This is a genomic window from Rickettsiella endosymbiont of Miltochrista miniata (assembly GCF_964031245.1).
Lineage (GTDB): Bacteria > Pseudomonadota > Gammaproteobacteria > Diplorickettsiales > Diplorickettsiaceae > Aquirickettsiella.
On the sequence record NZ_OZ035017.1, the window covers coordinates 677476 to 692632 of the forward strand.

At 40.8% G+C, this 15157-nt stretch carries 13 protein-coding genes and 1 other RNA gene; 11 read left to right on the forward strand and 3 right to left on the reverse strand.

Annotation, left to right across the window (positions count from 1 at the left end):
* Positions 1 to 79 precede the first annotated feature (79 nt).
* From rnpB to fumC, 11 genes are all read left to right on the forward strand, one after another.
* An RNA gene (rnpB, locus tag AAHH40_RS03110) (RNase P RNA component class A) lies at positions 80 to 440 on the forward strand.
* Positions 441 to 623: 183 nt separating this feature from the next.
* The gene (gene mraZ, locus AAHH40_RS03115) at positions 624 to 1079 is read left to right on the forward strand and encodes a division/cell wall cluster transcriptional repressor MraZ (protein WP_342220661.1); all 456 of its coding nucleotides are present in this window, start codon (positions 624 to 626) and stop codon (positions 1077 to 1079) included.
* Between the two features lie 10 nt (positions 1080 to 1089).
* Positions 1090 to 2025, forward strand: a complete 936-nt coding sequence (gene rsmH, locus AAHH40_RS03120) for a 16S rRNA (cytosine(1402)-N(4))-methyltransferase RsmH (protein WP_342220662.1) — start codon at positions 1090 to 1092, stop codon at positions 2023 to 2025.
* Positions 2022 to 2363, forward strand: a complete 342-nt coding sequence (gene ftsL / locus AAHH40_RS03125) for a cell division protein FtsL (protein ID WP_342220663.1) — start codon at positions 2022 to 2024, stop codon at positions 2361 to 2363. The genes rsmH and ftsL overlap by 4 nt, the downstream gene beginning before the upstream one ends.
* A 97-nt stretch (positions 2364 to 2460) precedes the next feature.
* Positions 2461 to 4149 carry a peptidoglycan D,D-transpeptidase FtsI family protein gene (locus tag AAHH40_RS03130; protein WP_425287974.1) on the forward strand — a complete coding sequence of 563 codons (1689 nt, stop codon included), beginning with the start codon at positions 2461 to 2463 and terminating at the stop codon, positions 4147 to 4149.
* A gap of 76 nt (positions 4150 to 4225) precedes the next feature.
* Positions 4226 to 4468, forward strand: coding sequence for a hypothetical protein (locus AAHH40_RS03135; protein WP_342220665.1), 243 nt, complete (start codon positions 4226 to 4228; stop codon positions 4466 to 4468).
* Positions 4469 to 4526: 58 nt separating this feature from the next.
* Positions 4527 to 6314 (forward strand): inverse autotransporter beta domain-containing protein, encoded by a 1788-nt coding sequence (locus AAHH40_RS03140; RefSeq protein ID WP_342220666.1) that lies wholly within the window; start codon positions 4527 to 4529, stop codon positions 6312 to 6314.
* An 85-nt stretch (positions 6315 to 6399) separates the two neighbouring features.
* Positions 6400 to 8178, forward strand: coding sequence for a hypothetical protein (locus AAHH40_RS03145; protein WP_342220667.1), 1779 nt, complete (start codon positions 6400 to 6402; stop codon positions 8176 to 8178).
* Positions 8179 to 8218: 40 nt separating this feature from the next.
* A complete protein-coding gene (locus tag AAHH40_RS03150) occupies positions 8219 to 10051 on the forward strand; it encodes an inverse autotransporter beta domain-containing protein (RefSeq protein WP_342220668.1) in 1833 nt (610 codons plus the stop codon).
* A gap of 23 nt (positions 10052 to 10074) precedes the next feature.
* Positions 10075 to 11055 (forward strand): EF-P beta-lysylation protein EpmB, encoded by a 981-nt coding sequence (gene epmB / locus AAHH40_RS03155; protein WP_342220669.1) that lies wholly within the window; start codon positions 10075 to 10077, stop codon positions 11053 to 11055.
* Positions 11056 to 11094: 39 nt separating this feature from the next.
* Entirely contained in the window at positions 11095 to 12492 is a 1398-nt protein-coding gene (fumC, locus tag AAHH40_RS03160) for a class II fumarate hydratase (RefSeq protein ID WP_342220670.1), read from the forward strand.
* 69 nt (positions 12493 to 12561) lie between these two features.
* Here the strand turns inward: fumC and dapF are convergent, their stop codons facing one another.
* The 3 genes from dapF to lptM form a co-directional block, all read right to left on the reverse strand.
* Positions 12562 to 13395 carry a diaminopimelate epimerase gene (gene dapF, locus AAHH40_RS03165; protein ID WP_342220671.1) on the reverse strand — a complete coding sequence of 278 codons (834 nt, stop codon included), beginning with the start codon at positions 13393 to 13395 and terminating at the stop codon, positions 12562 to 12564.
* Positions 13396 to 13610: 215 nt separating this feature from the next.
* Positions 13611 to 14861, reverse strand: coding sequence for a diaminopimelate decarboxylase (lysA, locus tag AAHH40_RS03170; protein ID WP_342220672.1), 1251 nt, complete (start codon positions 14859 to 14861; stop codon positions 13611 to 13613).
* Positions 14861 to 14962 carry an LPS translocon maturation chaperone LptM gene (lptM, locus tag AAHH40_RS07665; protein WP_425287975.1) on the reverse strand — a complete coding sequence of 34 codons (102 nt, stop codon included), beginning with the start codon at positions 14960 to 14962 and terminating at the stop codon, positions 14861 to 14863. The genes lysA and lptM overlap by 1 nt, the downstream gene beginning before the upstream one ends.
* Between the last annotated feature and the right edge of the window lie 195 nt (positions 14963 to 15157).

A 15157-nucleotide genomic window follows, 5' to 3' on the forward strand; every position in this document is an offset into this window, starting at 1 on the left:
TTTTGATGATCTTTATTCGCGAAACTTGTTTAATTGTATTGCAATGCACTGTGAAAAAATAGTACGCTAGCGCCCAAGTAGAGTTGGCTAGACAGTCGCTGTATTTTTTACAGAGGAAAGTCCGGGCTCCATCGGGCAAAGTGCCAGGTAATGCCTGGGAGGCGTAAGCCTACGGAAAGTGCCACAGAAAATATACCGCCAAAACCGTAGTTTCTTTGGTGAAATTATAGTTAGGTAAGGGTGAAAAGGTGTGGTAAAAGCACACCGCATCATTGGTAACAGTGATGGCAGGGCAAACCCCACTTGGAGCAAGACCAAATAGGAACCTATTAGGCGTGGCCCACGCTAGGTTCGGGTAGGTCGCTTGAGGTATATGGTGACGTATATCCTAGATGAATGACTGTCCATGACAGAACCCGGCTTATCGGCTGACTCTCTTATCTAAAATATTACCATTCAGGTAATTAATTCTCCAATTTTTATAGTACATCTACTCTTTTTGTGCTTATAAAACACATTTATCCAAACGCGCCCAGCTAATGCTTGACAAGAAGCAATTCTAATTCCTATAGTGTAATTAAGTGGCAAAAAGTGGGTAAATGTGGGCAAAAATGGGATAAATTATGTTTCGGGGTATAAATTTGGTAGTGCTCGATGCGAAGGGCCGGATCAAGTTACCGGTTCGCTATCGACAGTTGCTACCTACAGATAAAGAACCTCAATTAGTACTCACCATCGATACCGAGTCTCCTTGTTTATTGCTTTATCCCTTACAGGAATGGGAAGTCATCGAAGAAAAATTGCAAGCTTTACCAAGCTTTAATCCAGCAGTGCGGCGTATTCAGCGCTTACTGATAGGTCATGCAACGGACTTGGATTTAGATACCAATGGCCGAATTTTATTGCCGTCATTGTTAAGAAATTATGCGCATTTAGAAAAAGAAATTATGGTCGTAGGTCAAGGTCGGAAAATTGAGTTGTGGGGCGCCAGTGAATGGGACGATTATCGTACGCAATGGATTTCAGAGACAGTTAAGCCGGAAGAGTTACCTGATGAGTTACAGAATTTAGCGTTGTAGGCATTTGACGATGCAAAAACAAGAACAGCATCAACCAGTTTTACTGGCAGAGGTAATTGAATATTTAGATATAGCCGCCGATGGGATTTATATTGATGCTACATTTGGACGAGGTGGACATGCCGGACAGATTTTAAGCAATTTAGGAGAAAAGGGAAGATTAATTGCTATTGATAAAGATCCTGCAGCCGTTGCTTATGCACAACAGCAATGGGGTCACGATAAGCGTTTTAAGGTTTATCAGGGTTCATTTAAGCGTATTAAGGAAATAGCAGAAGCCGAAGGAAGCATGGGGCAGGTGTCGGGACTGTTATTAGATTTAGGGGTTTCTTCACCCCAATTAGATCAAGCGAATAGAGGATTTAGTTTTTTACGAGATGGGCCATTAGATATGCGTATGGATCCAAAAACCGGAATCAGCGCAGCGGAATGGCTAGCTTGTGCACAAGAGAAGGAAATTGCACAAGTATTAAAGGACTATGGCGAAGAACGTTATGCAAAACGTATTGCTCATGCAATAGCAGAAGAACGACAATTAAGACCTATTGTAACGACGGTGCACTTAGCGAATGTGGTGAAGTGTGCTCACCCTCGTTGGGAGAGACATAGGCATCCCGCTACGCAAAGCTTTCAGGCAATACGTATTCGAATTAATAATGAGTTGGAAGATTTAAAGGTCTGCTTAGAACAAAGTATAGAAGTATTGAAGATAGGTGGGCGTTTGCTAGTCATTAGCTTTCATTCGTTAGAAGATCGGATCGTAAAACGTTTTATTCGTCAACAGTCGCATGAAGCAGTGGAATTAAAAAAGCTACCCTTCATGCCAGCTGAATGGAGACCTAAATTAAAAAATTTAGGTCGGGGGATTAAACCGGATGCGTATGCGATTCAAGCCAATCCACGATCGCGTAGCGCTGTGTTACGAATTGCGGAGAAAATTTCATGAATATGGCAGCACGTGCTTTAACGCAAAGTTCTTTGACATGGGAGCGAGGCCAAAGCTGGGTCGTTTCCTTAAAGATGTTAGGACTCACTTTACTAACATTGGCGGTATTGTCTTCAGCGCTTTCAGTTATCTATATAAAAACCGTACAACGTAATTTATATAGTCAATTACAAGTTAGCCAGCAAGATTACGATAATTTAAAAACAGAATGGAGCCAACTCCTACTCGAAGAAAATACCTGGGTGGCACCCGTGAGAATACAAACCTTAGCGCAACAAGAATTAGGAATGCGAATTCCTGAAATGAAAAACACGGTGTTATTAACAAAGTCAGCTTAGAAATGCACTTCGATCTTTTTCTAAACGGTGTTACTGATTGATTTTATTCAAAAAAAACAAACATATTCCCATCGCTTCGACAAATCAATGGCGTTTAATGATAGTGGTTTTGATACTATTGATCATCGCCTTAGCTTTAATTGGTAGACTCATCAATTTAACGGTAATTAACCGTCAGTTCTTGCGTAATCAAGGTAATGCAAGAACCGTGCGTACTTTAAATATTCCCGCACATCGCGGTATGATTTTGGATCGCCATGGCGAGCCCTTAGCTATCAGTACACCGGTAGATGCTGTTTGGATGGATCCTGCTTATTTTAAGCCTAATCCGCAACAACTCTCTTTGTTAAATCATTTTTTACAAATTTCTCCGAAAACTATTCATGACATGGCGTCACATGGTCAATTTAAAGAGTTTGTTTATTTAAAACGTGGTTTAAATCCAAGTTTAGCGAAACAAATTAAAGATCTGAAAATACCCGGCGTATTTTTACAAAATGAGTATCACCGTTATTATCCAGAAGGACCGGTGATGGCGCATGTGGTGGGTTTAACCAATGTAGATGATAAAGGGCAAGAAGGCTTAGAGCTGGCTTATAATAATTGGCTAGAAGGCCAACCCGGTTTAAAGAAGGTGATTAAAGATCGATTAGGACATGTTGTAGCGGATATACGATCGATACGCCAACCCAGACCCGGACATGACTTACAATTAAGCATCGACAAACGTATTCAATATGTTGCTTTTAGAGAACTGAAAACTGGCATTGAGCGATATCAAGCTGATTCAGGATCAGTGGTAGTGCTCGATGTTAACACCGGCGAAGTTTTAGCGATGGCGAATTGGCCTTCTTATAATCCTAATGACCGATTAACAGCGCAGGATGGGCGTACACGTAATCGTGCATTAACTGATTTATTTGAACCTGGATCCACTATCAAAAGTTTTAGTATGGCGAGTGTGTTAGCGAGTGAGCAATTTACTCCCAACAGTGAAATCGATACATCGCCCGGTTGGATGATTGTTGCCGGAAAGCGAATTATGGATGAACATAATAATGGGGTATTAGACTTAACCAAGATATTACAGATTTCTAGCAACATGGGCATGTCGAAACTTATTCTTTCCCTACCTTCGGAAAATTTATGGAATACTTTAAATCAAGTTGGTTTTGGTCAAATTACACAAAGTGGTTTCCCAGGTGAGCGAACCGGCAGTTTACCAAACTTTAAAGTTTGGAATCCTTTTGTACTTGCGACTTTATCCTTTGGTTATGGACTTTCAGTCACGGCTGTACAATTGGCGCAAGCGTATGCGGTGTTAGCACATGGGGGGATTAAAGTACCGGTTACTTTTCTTAAAGTACCCGAGAAAGCCCCAGTCGGTCAGCGCGTGATGGATGAGACTGTCTGTAGAGAAATTTTGGATATGTTGGAGTCAGTGCTAACTAAAGGTGGAACAGCACCTTTAGCGCGCGTTCCAGGTTATCGAGTGACGGGTAAAACGGGTACTACACGCATAGTGGGCATGCATGGTTATGAAAAGCATCACCATAATAGTATTTTTATTGGTATTGCTCCTGCGAGTCGCCCGCGTCTAGTAGTGGTCGTGATTTTGCATGATCCAAAAGGTCGCTTGTATTATGGCGGTTATACCGCAGGACCTATTTTTTCCCATGTGATGAATAATGCTTTACACTTATTAAATATTCCACCCGATGATTTAGCGAGTCTTAATCAACCGCTGCCTAAAGTCATGCTACCTTCACAAGGTATGCAAGACTAGGGGTTTTTAAAAATTAATAAAATAAATTTTGTAATTTATCAAACAGCAGTGTTGGGTATAGATATAAGGAAATACTATGCACAAGAAGGGCGACTATTATAAGCCGATAATTTGTCTTATATTTATCAGCAATATAACCGTGCAGAATCTTCCGAGTTCAGAAGCTATAGGTTTGGAGGCAACGGGATCAGCCCAAATGCAAATGAATCTCGGTAGTCTATCGGTAGCAGGGGATGATACTTCACAGCTTACGGAAGGTTCAAATATTTCACTTAATTTGGTTAGTTGTACGTTCAATGGCGGTGCAGTCGCTTGTTAAGCTGTATAAAAATACTATTTGAGCTAGAATGATTACTTAAGATTTAAAGGAATAAACGATGCATCAGGATATGCAGTTTAAGTTCATAATCCGTCTTGTACTTATAGCGGTTATTTTTTTTAGCCCGAGCATTTTAGCGCGAGAACCGTTACCGCCGCGGTTTTCTGCGGATGCCTATACGGGAGTGTATACGGTAGGTCAGGCAGATTTGATGGTTTCTTTGGATGGGGATAGTCAACATAATCTCTATGTGGATCCGCAAGGTGCATACGGCAGCGATCAACAATGGTACGGCGATCTCGGCTTAGGTTATCGCTGGATCAAAAATGATGCCGCAATATTAGGTGCATATTTATTTGCTGGACATACACGTGTAGAAAATAGTAGTGGTTTTTGGATAGTGAGTCCAGGCATAGAGGCATTAGGTAGTCGTTGGGATGCGCGGATTAATGCGTATATACCAATAGCAGGACGTAGTAATGAGGTGGGGAATGTTGACTTTAATAGTGTTAGCGAACCCTTTTTTACTGGTCATACGGAAGTGATCAATAGTCAATTTAATGTAGAGAATGAGATCCAACAAATTGGTAATGGTGTTGATGCCAGAGTGGGTTATCAGTTGTTTCGCCAAGTGCCATTAAAAGGCTATATAGGCACGTATTTTTTTGCCATTCCAAATACCAATAATATATTGGGTGGTGCGGCAGGTTTGGAATATTGGTTTGATGATAATATTCGTGTGTTTGCCAATTATAGTTACGATAATTATCAGCATAGTAATGTAGTCGGCGGTTTAGGAATTAGTTTTGGCGGTGTCAGAAAACACTGGGCGGATCCGAGTTTATCCGAGCGCTTAATGGATCCGGTGGATCGTTACTTAGCTAATTTAGGTCATGGTTCGGGAATACCTAGCAAAACGCTATTATATGGAATGGGCCGCGGTAGTAGTTCGCAGCTGATCAGTACTGATATCGCTTTCTTTAGTCAAACCGGTACGCCTAATAATGGTGGAACAGGTTTAACGTTAGCGGATTGTACGTTCGAAAATCCCTGTGGTCCAACAGACTTTAGCAACACAGCGGCTAACACCTTCAACACGTTATTGCCTAATACGAATTTTTATTTTAATGGTGGTAGTTATACCAGCGGCGGTGTGGGTCTTAGTGCTGGTCAAAGCCTGCAATCGCGTACAGCGGATTATAGTCAATTGGCTACGGGTTCAGCTCGTTCTACCATTACTGCTCAAATCGGTCTTTCAAGTAACAATACCTTGGAGAATATTATTGTGCTGCCGGGAGGAAGTATAGGAGTCTTTACGCACGGTAGTTCCAATAATAACCTTATTACAGGTAGCCAGATTGGTGCCATGGGCAATCCTTTCGCTAATGCTATAGTGGATGCGGGCCAAAATACAGTCATTAGTAATACGGATATTTTTGCTAGTAGCCAAGCAATTAGTACTCAAAATACCAATACAACTATTCAGAATAGCCAGATAAATGTTGACAGTGGAAATAGCGACGGTGATGGGATTTTGACTTTCGGATCAAATGTTTCGGTGAGCGATACGCAGATTCAGGTGAATGGTTCTGGTACCGCTACTTTAGTGGGACTGGGAACTGGAGGAAATAGCGTAATCACTGCAAATAATACAACGGTTACGGTTGTGAATACAGGAGGGTCCGGTGATGCAGCTGCATTACAAAACTTTAGTACGAATATTATGGTGAATGGTGGGGTATTAAGCGTGGCGGGTACTAATGCTCAGATTTCAAGTTCCAATCCAGTAAGTATCTTGGCCGGTACGGCCTGCGTAGTGAATGGGTCAATGGTAGTGTGTCCATAATATTTATAACTAGATGATATTGGTTCAATTAAATAAAAAGATTAAATAAGATGTTACATGCTTAATCGTTTATTTAGAGGGAGTGATGCAAAAGGAAAAATTAAGTTTAAGGATTTCTCTTTTAATATTTATTTCTTTTATTTTTTTCATATCCAATATTCAAGCGCGAGAACCGTTACCGCCGCGATTTTCAGCGAATGCGTATACAGGTGTCTACACAGTAGGGCAAGCGGATCTGATGGTTTCTTTGGATGGGGATAGTCAACATAATCTCTATGTGGATCCACAAGGTGCCTATGGTAGTGATCAACAATGGTATGGCGATCTCGGCTTAGGTTATCGCTGGATTAAGAATGATGCAGCGATATTAGGTTGGTATCTATTTGCAGGGCACACACGTGTAGAAAATAGCAGTGGTTTTTGGATAATGAATCCAGGTATAGAGGCATTGGGTAGTCGTTGGGATGCGCGGATTAATGCGTATATACCGGTAGCAGGTCGTAGTAATGAAGTGGGCATAGAAGAATTTAATATAATTAATACGCCTGTTTTTACCGGACACACTGCATCAATAAATAGTGCGTTTATTAATGAAAATGCCATCCAACAAATCGGAAATGGTGCGGATGCCAGAGTGGGTTATCAATTGTTTCGCCAAGTGCCATTAAAAGGCTATATAGGCACGTATTTTTTTGCCATTCCAAATACCAATAATATAGTGGGTGGTGCGGCAGGTTTGGAATATTGGTTTGATGATAATATTCGTGTGTTTGCCAATTATAGTTACGATAATTATCAGCATAGCAATGTAGTCGGCGGTTTAGGGATTAGTTTTGGTGGTGTCAGAAAACATTGGGCGGATCCGAGTTTATCCGAACGCTTAACCGATCCAGTCGATCGTTACTTAGCGAATTTAGGTCATGGTTCGGGAATACCGAGCAAAACTCTTTTATACGGGATGGGTCGCGGGAGTAGTTCGCAACTCATAAGCAACGATATTGCATTCTTTAGCCAAACCGGAACACCGAACGCAGGTGGAGTCGGATTAACCTTAGCGAATTGTACATTCGAAAATCCGTGTGGGCCAACGGATTTTAGTCAAACCGGTGTTAACACATTAAATACCTTATTGCCAAATACCGATTTTTATTTTAATGGTGGAACTTATCCAGCCAGTAATGCCGGAAATGCGCTGACGCTGAATAATGGTCAAAGCGTATTCTCCAGAACTGCGGATTATAGTGCGCCGGCTACTGGTTCTGCGCGTTCTACGTTTAATGGAGCGTTTATTTTAAATGGAAATAACCAACTAAATGGAATTATTTTAAACAATGTAGGGGTATCGACCGTAGGTGTTAGTAGTACTGGAGCTAGCAATTTAGTGATTAGTAACAGTCAAATTGGTGATCTTCTTACACCTTATAACCAAGGTGTAACTGTCAATGCGGGTTCTCTAACTATCGAAAATTCAGAAATTTTTGGTATTTCTTTAGGTGTAGGGAGTGCAAACTCTTCTCTATCCATTGAATCGAGTACAATAAATGCAATAGGTACCGATACGATAGGTTTAGCTATAATCGCTACCAATGCTCAGATTAATAATAGTCAAATCAATGCTTCTGGAACAGCTGGAAGCACAAGTATAGTAGGAATCAATGCTTCGCTAAATAGTATAGCCAATATTCAAAATAGCGGAGTAACTGTTATTACTTCTCCTCCTGTAAATTCGATAGGTTTAAGAACCTTAGCTAATTCGCAGATAGAAATGATAGGAGGAAATTTGACTGTATCGGGAGATAATACGTCATCACTCGTATCGGGCTCAAATATTACGCTTATTGATGTGAATACTATGTTGAACTGATAATAGGTATCATTGTGTTAAAAACTAAAGGAATAGACGAATGCATCAGGATATGCAGTTATTTAAGTACATACTTTTTCTTTTATTTTTTTCTTTACTATTTTTTATATCGAGCGTAGAAGCGCGCGAGCCGTTACCGCCGCGATTTTCAGCGAATGCGTATACAGGTGTCTACACAGTAGGGCAAGCGGATCTGATGGTTTCTTTGGATGGGGATAGTCAACATAATCTCTATGTGGATCCGCAAGGTGCCTATGGCAGTGATCAACAATGGTACGGCGATCTCGGTTTAGGTTATCGTTGGATTAAGAATGATGCCGCAATATTAGGCGCGTATTTATTTGCCGGACACAATCGTGTAGAAAATAGCAGTGGTTTTTGGATAATGAATCCAGGCGTAGAAGCTTTAGGAAGTCGTTGGGATGCGCGGATTAATGCGTATATTCCGGTAGCAGGGCGTAGTAATGAATTAGGAAATGTCGACCTAAATATCGTTAGTGAACCTTTTTTTACCGGTCATACCGAAGTCATCAATACGGTGTTTAATATTGCCAATGAGATCCAACAAATTGGTAATGGTGTTGATGCCAGAGTGGGCTATCAGTTGTTTCGCCAAGTACCATTAAAAGGCTATGTGGGTACGTATTTTTTTGCCATTCCAAATACCAATAATATATTGGGTGGTGCAGCAGGATTAGAATATTGGTTTGATGATAATATTCGTGTGTTTGCAAATTATAGTTACGATAATTATCAGCACAGTAATGTGGTGGGCGGTTTAGGCATAAGTTTTGGTGGTGTCAGAAAACACTGGGCAGATCCAAGTTTATCCGAGCGCTTAACCGATCCAGTCGATCGCTACTTAGCGAACCTAGGTCATGGTTCAGGTATTCCAAGCAAGACGCTATTATATGGAATGGGAAGCGGCAGTACTACGCAGTTAGTAAGCAACGATATTGCTTTTTTCAGTCAAACCGGTACGCCTAATAATGGTGGAACAGGTTTAACATTAGCGGATTGTACGTTCGAAAATCCCTGTGGACCGACGGATTTTAGTCAAACGGGGGTAGACACATTAAACACCATATTACCTGATACCGTTATGTATTTTAATGGCGGTAGTTATGAAGCCAATGATGGTGGAGCCCTCGCTCTCACACTCAATAATGGTCAAAGTCTTCATTCCAGGACGGCAGATTATACAACCGTCGCGTCGGGTGCAGCGCGTTCTACATTTATTGGTGGATTTATTTTGCCTGGCAATAACCAATTAGATAGCGTTATTCTAGGCCATTCAGGTGGGATAGTAGAGGAGGCTATTTTTACTGAAGGTCAAAATATAGTAATTAATAATTCTCAAATTGGTGTTTCTATGATCAATCCTTATGAGGCTGGGCTTGATCTGGATAATGCGGGTGTGACGCTCAGTGATTCCACTGTCATTGCAGAGACAGGGTTTACCTTATCCAATGCTTCCTCACTTCTAGTACAATCGAGTAATATTACTATCGTTAACGCTATAGATCCTTTGGTCAGTGGTTTGGTGCTATCTGGAGGTTCTACTGCAGAGGTTGATGACAGTCAGTTGACGGTCGTTGGAGATGTGAGCACAGAAGTATTCGGTGTTTTGACGGGTGACACGTCCACAGTGCTTATTAATCGCAGCGATATTAGCGTGATGGACATACATACACCGCCACCTGTATTACCAAACGCAGTGGGTTTGCAGACAACTGGTTCAAGTCAGATACAAATGAATGAAGGTAGTTTATCAGTATCTGGCAATACTACTTCACAGCTTACGGAAGGTTCAAATATTACGCTAAACGGTGTAGTGTGTACGCTGAATGGAGTGACAGTGAGTTGCCCATAATTAATAATAATTAATAAAAATTTATGCAAAAAAATTGGCAAACTTTATTAAAAGAAGTCATTACTGATCCTGTCGAATTATTAGATCAATTAGCGTTGGATGTTAGTTTTTTACCCGCAGCACAACGAGTGGCGAAATTATTTCCATTGCGCGTTCCGACAGGCTTTTTGGCGCGCATGCAAAAAGGTTGTCCAGATGACCCACTGTTACAACAAGTGCTTCCTTTAGCGGCAGAGGAAATAGTCAGTGTTGGTTTTAGTCAGGATCCTTTACAAGAACATACCGCTAATCCATTGCCAGGTTTATTACATAAATATCATGGCAGAGTACTGCTAACGATTACCGGTGCGTGCGCTATCAATTGTCGTTATTGCTTTCGACGCCATTTTCCTTATGCAGAAAATATTCCCGGGGGAAAAGCCTGGCAGAATATTTTAGCGTATATCCAAGCAGATACTTCAATCAGTGAAGTTATTTTAAGTGGCGGCGATCCCTTATTAGCGAATGATCAGTATTTGGGAAAATGTGCCGATGATCTTGCCAATATTGCACATGTTAACATTTTGCGCATCCATTCACGCCTGCCAATTGTATTGCCGGAACGCATCACTACTGATTTTTTAAATTGGCTTAGTGCTACACGACTACAGACTATCTTGGTTACGCATAGTAATCATGCTAATGAATTAGACGATACAGTGAAACGCGCAATAGAAAATCTCCGTCAACGAAAAATTAGCGTATTAAATCAAACGGTGTTATTAAAAGGCGTCAATGATAATGTTGAGGCCTTAGTTAATTTGAGCCAACGTTTATTTGCTTGTGGGATTTTGCCGTATTATTTGCATCTATTAGATAAAGTGCAAGGTGCGGCACATTTCGCTGTAGCTGAAGAAAAGGCTAAACAACTGATGACTGCATTGCGCGAGCGATTACCCGGTTATTTGGTACCGAAATGTGTGTATGAACAGAGTGGCGCTTTATCCAAATTACCGGTATTTTAGCGGTAGTATTAATCTTTTGAAGAAGAGCATAGGTGTTATATGTCAAAAAAAACGCGTATTGAAACCGATAGCATGGGGCCGATTGAAGTCCCAGCCGATCACTATTGGGGTTCGCAAACACAACGCAGTTTGCATCATTTTGACATAGGTCACGAACAGATGCCCCTGGCGGTGATCCATGCGTTTGCTATTTTAAAAAAAGCCATTGCCAAAGCCAATCAAGAATTGGGTTTATTAGCCAAAGATAAAGCCGATTTAATTATTCAAGTGGCTGACGAAATAAAATCCGGACAGCTCGATGCTGAGTTTCCTTTACGCGTCTGGCAAACCGGTAGCGGTACACAAACTAACATGAATGTTAATGAAGTGATTGCCAATCGTGGCATAGAATTGGCCGGTGGTGAACGTGGCAGTAAAAATCCCATTCATCCCAATGATCATGTCAATAAATCACAATCATCTAATGATACTTTTCCAACGGCGATGTATATTGCTGCGGTATTGGCGATAGTTAAACAATTGCTGCCAGCGGTGCAAACATTGTATGGTGTTTTAACCGAAAAAGTTCATGAGTTTAAAGATATCATTAAAATCGGTCGTACTCATTTACAAGATGCCGTTCCCTTAAGTTTAGGTCAAGAGTTTTCGGCGTATGTCGATCAATTAGAATCGGCTTTAGCAAACATCGAACAAACCTTACCTGGACTTTACCAGCTGGCAATAGGTGGTACTGCCGTGGGAACAGGTTTGAATACGCATCCTAAATTTGCGGAATTAACCGCAAAAATAATCGCTGAAGAAACTAAACTGCCTTTTGTTTCTGCAAAAAATAAATTTTCCGCTTTAGCGGCACATGATGCCTTAGTCTTTGCTAGTGGCGGGTTAAAAACCTTAGCATGTGCTTTAATGAAAATGGCGAATGATATTCGTTGGTTAGGTTCAGGTCCGCGTTCAGGTTTAGGTGAATTGATTTTGCCTGAAAATGAACCAGGTTCTTCAATTATGCCGGGTAAAGTCAATCCCACACAATGTGAAGCGATGACCATGGTGTGTGTACAAGTGATGGCGAACGATACGGCGATAAGCATGGCAGGTAGTCAAGGCAATTTCGAATTAAATGTGTTTAAGCCCTTGATGATTTATAACTTTTTACAATCGGTGGATCTATTAAGCACGGCATGCCAGTCATTTGCTGAATTTTGCGTTAAAGGTTTAAAAGCCAATCAAGCAAAAATTAAACATTTTCTAGAAAATTCGTTAATGTTAGTGACTGCATTGAATCCACTTATTGGTTATGATAAAGCAGCTAAAATTGCTCATAAAGCTTTACATGAAGAAACCAGTTTACGTGCCGCGTGTTTATCATTGGGTTATTTAAGTGCAGAGGAGTTTGATAAAGCCGTCGATCCTAAAAAAATGTTGGGACCGAATAATTAGAAAAATTAACGTTCGTCTGGATTGCCGCGCGCCTTTGGCGCTCGCAATGACGGATGTTCTTTTTAAAAATTAATCCAGTACGCCATCATATACTTTAACAGGTGTGCCACGTAAAAATACCGGTGACTCCTCGCCTTCCCAACGTACCGTGAGGAGCCCGCCAGGTAAGTTGACATTGACTTTTTTGGCGAGTCGATTCAATAAACGTCCGGCAATAACAGCAGCGCAAGCACCACTGCCGCAGGCTTGGGTTTCCCCAACACCACGTTCATAAATACGCAGATCGATTTGTTTCGGATCGCGAATTTTCATAAATTCGACGTTACTTCCTTGTGGAAAGTAAGGGAAGGGATGTTGATTAAGATAGGTGCCCAAGTCTTCTACCGGCGCTTGATCTAAACAATTGACTTGTATCACACAGTGCGGATTTCCTAAGGACAAAACGCAGCAATCAAAACGGCCAAAAGGGGTATCTATAGGATAAATGGGCGGTGAAGACAAATTAATAAATGGAATTTTTTCCGGATCAAAGATGGGTAGACCCAAATTCGCTGTTACTTTTCCATTTTCTTCAATGTTTAATTCCAAGAGATTATTCATGGTCATCAGATGGATGGGATTTTCTTTACTCAGTTTTTTATCTAATAAAAATTTTGCCACACATAATGCACCATTGCCACATTGTGCCACTTCATTGCCGTCGGCATTAAAGATGCGATAATAGAAATGCGCGGATTTAGGACGGGGTTTTTCTATTAGCAATAATTGATCAAAGCCAATACCACGATGCCGATTGGCCCACTGACGTATTAATTTACCATTAGGTTTAAAATTTTGTTGTATGGCATCGATAACAACAAAATCATTACCTAGTAGGTGCATCTTAGTGAATTCAGTTTTCATTGAATTAATAGCATTCTCAGCACAGGACAAAAATTAATGGGCTCGTCATGGCGAGGCCGAGACGTTAGTGAGGCCGTGGCCATCCATGGATTGCCGCGCACCTACGGTGCTCGCAATGACAAAAAGTGCTCGACTACCGGTCGAAAAAAATTAGTTGTTTTTTGCAATGACTTAAGTTTGGTCATGACGTTTTTTATCCTGTGCTGAGAATAGCGTTAGTTTGAGATTATTTTTTCATTGGCCCATAATTGATCTAAGGTTTCACGTGAGCGAATTAAATGGACGCGATCTTTATCGACCATAATTTCTGCGGCTCTAGGTCTAGAATTATAGTTGGAACTCATAGAAAAACCATAGGCTCCGCTATCCATGATCGCTAAATAATCACCGGCTTGTAGTGCCAGTTGGCGGTTTTTACCTAGAAAATCACTGCTTTCACAAATAGGTCCGACCACATCATAATTTTTTTCGGGCAGTTCGCAACGTTGGATTATGGGTAATATGTTTTGTTCCGCATGATAGAGAGCAGGGCGGATGAGATCATTCATACCTGCATCGACAATAGCAAAATTTTTATCAGTATTTGCTTTAAGATATTCAATTTGTGTCACGAGTATGCCTGACTGGGCAGTGATAACACGGCCTGGTTCAATTATTAATTGCAGTTTAGAGTTTCTCTTTTTCAACGCGGATAAAATTTGTTGACAGTATTCTTGCGGAGTGGGAACTTTTTCTTGTTGATAGGAAACTCCTAATCCTCCGCCTAAATTAATAGTTTTTAATACGATGCTTTCTTTTTCTAATTGTTCGGCAAGATTTAACAGGTGATCGATGGCTAGTAAGAAAGGATCAAGTGTGGTGAGTTGAGAACCTAAATGACAGCTAATACCCTGAATTTTGATATGCTTAAATTTTGCGGCGCGACGATAGAGTTGTAAAGCATCTTTTTCACTCATTCCAAACTTGGTTTCTTTTAGACCCGTCGTTATATAGGGATGAGTTTTGGCATCGATATTAGGATTGATACGTAAAGCGATAACCGCAGATTTGTGCAAATTCTTAGCAATGGCTTCGATACGAAGTAATTCTTCTTCAGATTCTACATTGAAGCAGCCAATATTCGCTTGTAAAGCGGTTTTTATTTCCTCATTGGTTTTACCTACGCCAGAAAATACCGTTTTTTTAGCGTCTCCGCCTGCTTGCAGGATACGTCCTAGTTCTCCGCCTGAAACTATGTCAAACCCTGCTCCCCATTCTGCTAAGCGAGCTAAAATGGCAAGATTTGAATTAGCCTTAACGGCATAACAAATTTGCTGCGAATTTTGTAATAGTTGCTTAAATGCCCACCATTGGCGGTGTAGTATCGCCTGGGAATAGATATAACAAGGCGAACCAAATTCGGCTATGATGCCTGCTACAGGGAGCTCTTCTACGTGTAATTCTCGATTCGAATAATGAAAAGACATTATGAGGATTTAGCGAACTGATGAGGTACATAAACCGGTGGTTTTTGATCAGGCAAATATAAAGGACCCATTTGTCCACATCCGGTTAAGAAAAATACAATGCTTAAATAGAGGGTAACCCAGCGGTTTTTTTTGCATAAGTAATTGAAAGGTTAACAATAATTGCGCAACGATGAAACTCCTAGTATATAGTATTCGCGATTGAAATTGCGAACGTAGGAAAATTTAAAAATAGTAGGGAGCGGTATATACTGAAAATATAAATGATTTCTTCTGAAAGAATTCTAGCAAAAAAC

What these genes read in the sequence shown, in the direction of transcription:
- mraZ (WP_342220661.1), top strand. Translation starts at nt 624, where the DNA reads ATGTTTCGGGGTATAAATTTGGTAGTGCTCGATGCGAAGGGCCGGATC.
- rsmH (WP_342220662.1), top strand. Translation starts at nt 1,090, where the DNA reads ATGCAAAAACAAGAACAGCATCAACCAGTTTTACTGGCAGAGGTAATT.
- ftsL (WP_342220663.1), top strand. Translation starts at nt 2,022, where the DNA reads ATGAATATGGCAGCACGTGCTTTAACGCAAAGTTCTTTGACATGGGAG.
- AAHH40_RS03130 (WP_425287974.1), top strand. Translation starts at nt 2,461, where the DNA reads ATGATAGTGGTTTTGATACTATTGATCATCGCCTTAGCTTTAATTGGT.
- AAHH40_RS03135 (WP_342220665.1), top strand. Translation starts at nt 4,226, where the DNA reads ATGCACAAGAAGGGCGACTATTATAAGCCGATAATTTGTCTTATATTT.
- AAHH40_RS03140 (WP_342220666.1), top strand. Translation starts at nt 4,527, where the DNA reads ATGCATCAGGATATGCAGTTTAAGTTCATAATCCGTCTTGTACTTATA.
- AAHH40_RS03145 (WP_342220667.1), top strand. Translation starts at nt 6,400, where the DNA reads ATGCAAAAGGAAAAATTAAGTTTAAGGATTTCTCTTTTAATATTTATT.
- AAHH40_RS03150 (WP_342220668.1), top strand. Translation starts at nt 8,219, where the DNA reads ATGCATCAGGATATGCAGTTATTTAAGTACATACTTTTTCTTTTATTT.
- epmB (WP_342220669.1), top strand. Translation starts at nt 10,075, where the DNA reads ATGCAAAAAAATTGGCAAACTTTATTAAAAGAAGTCATTACTGATCCT.
- fumC (WP_342220670.1), top strand. Translation starts at nt 11,095, where the DNA reads ATGTCAAAAAAAACGCGTATTGAAACCGATAGCATGGGGCCGATTGAA.
- dapF (WP_342220671.1), bottom strand. Translation starts at nt 13,395, where the DNA reads ATGAAAACTGAATTCACTAAGATGCACCTACTAGGTAATGATTTTGTT.
- lysA (WP_342220672.1), bottom strand. Translation starts at nt 14,861, where the DNA reads ATGTCTTTTCATTATTCGAATCGAGAATTACACGTAGAAGAGCTCCCT.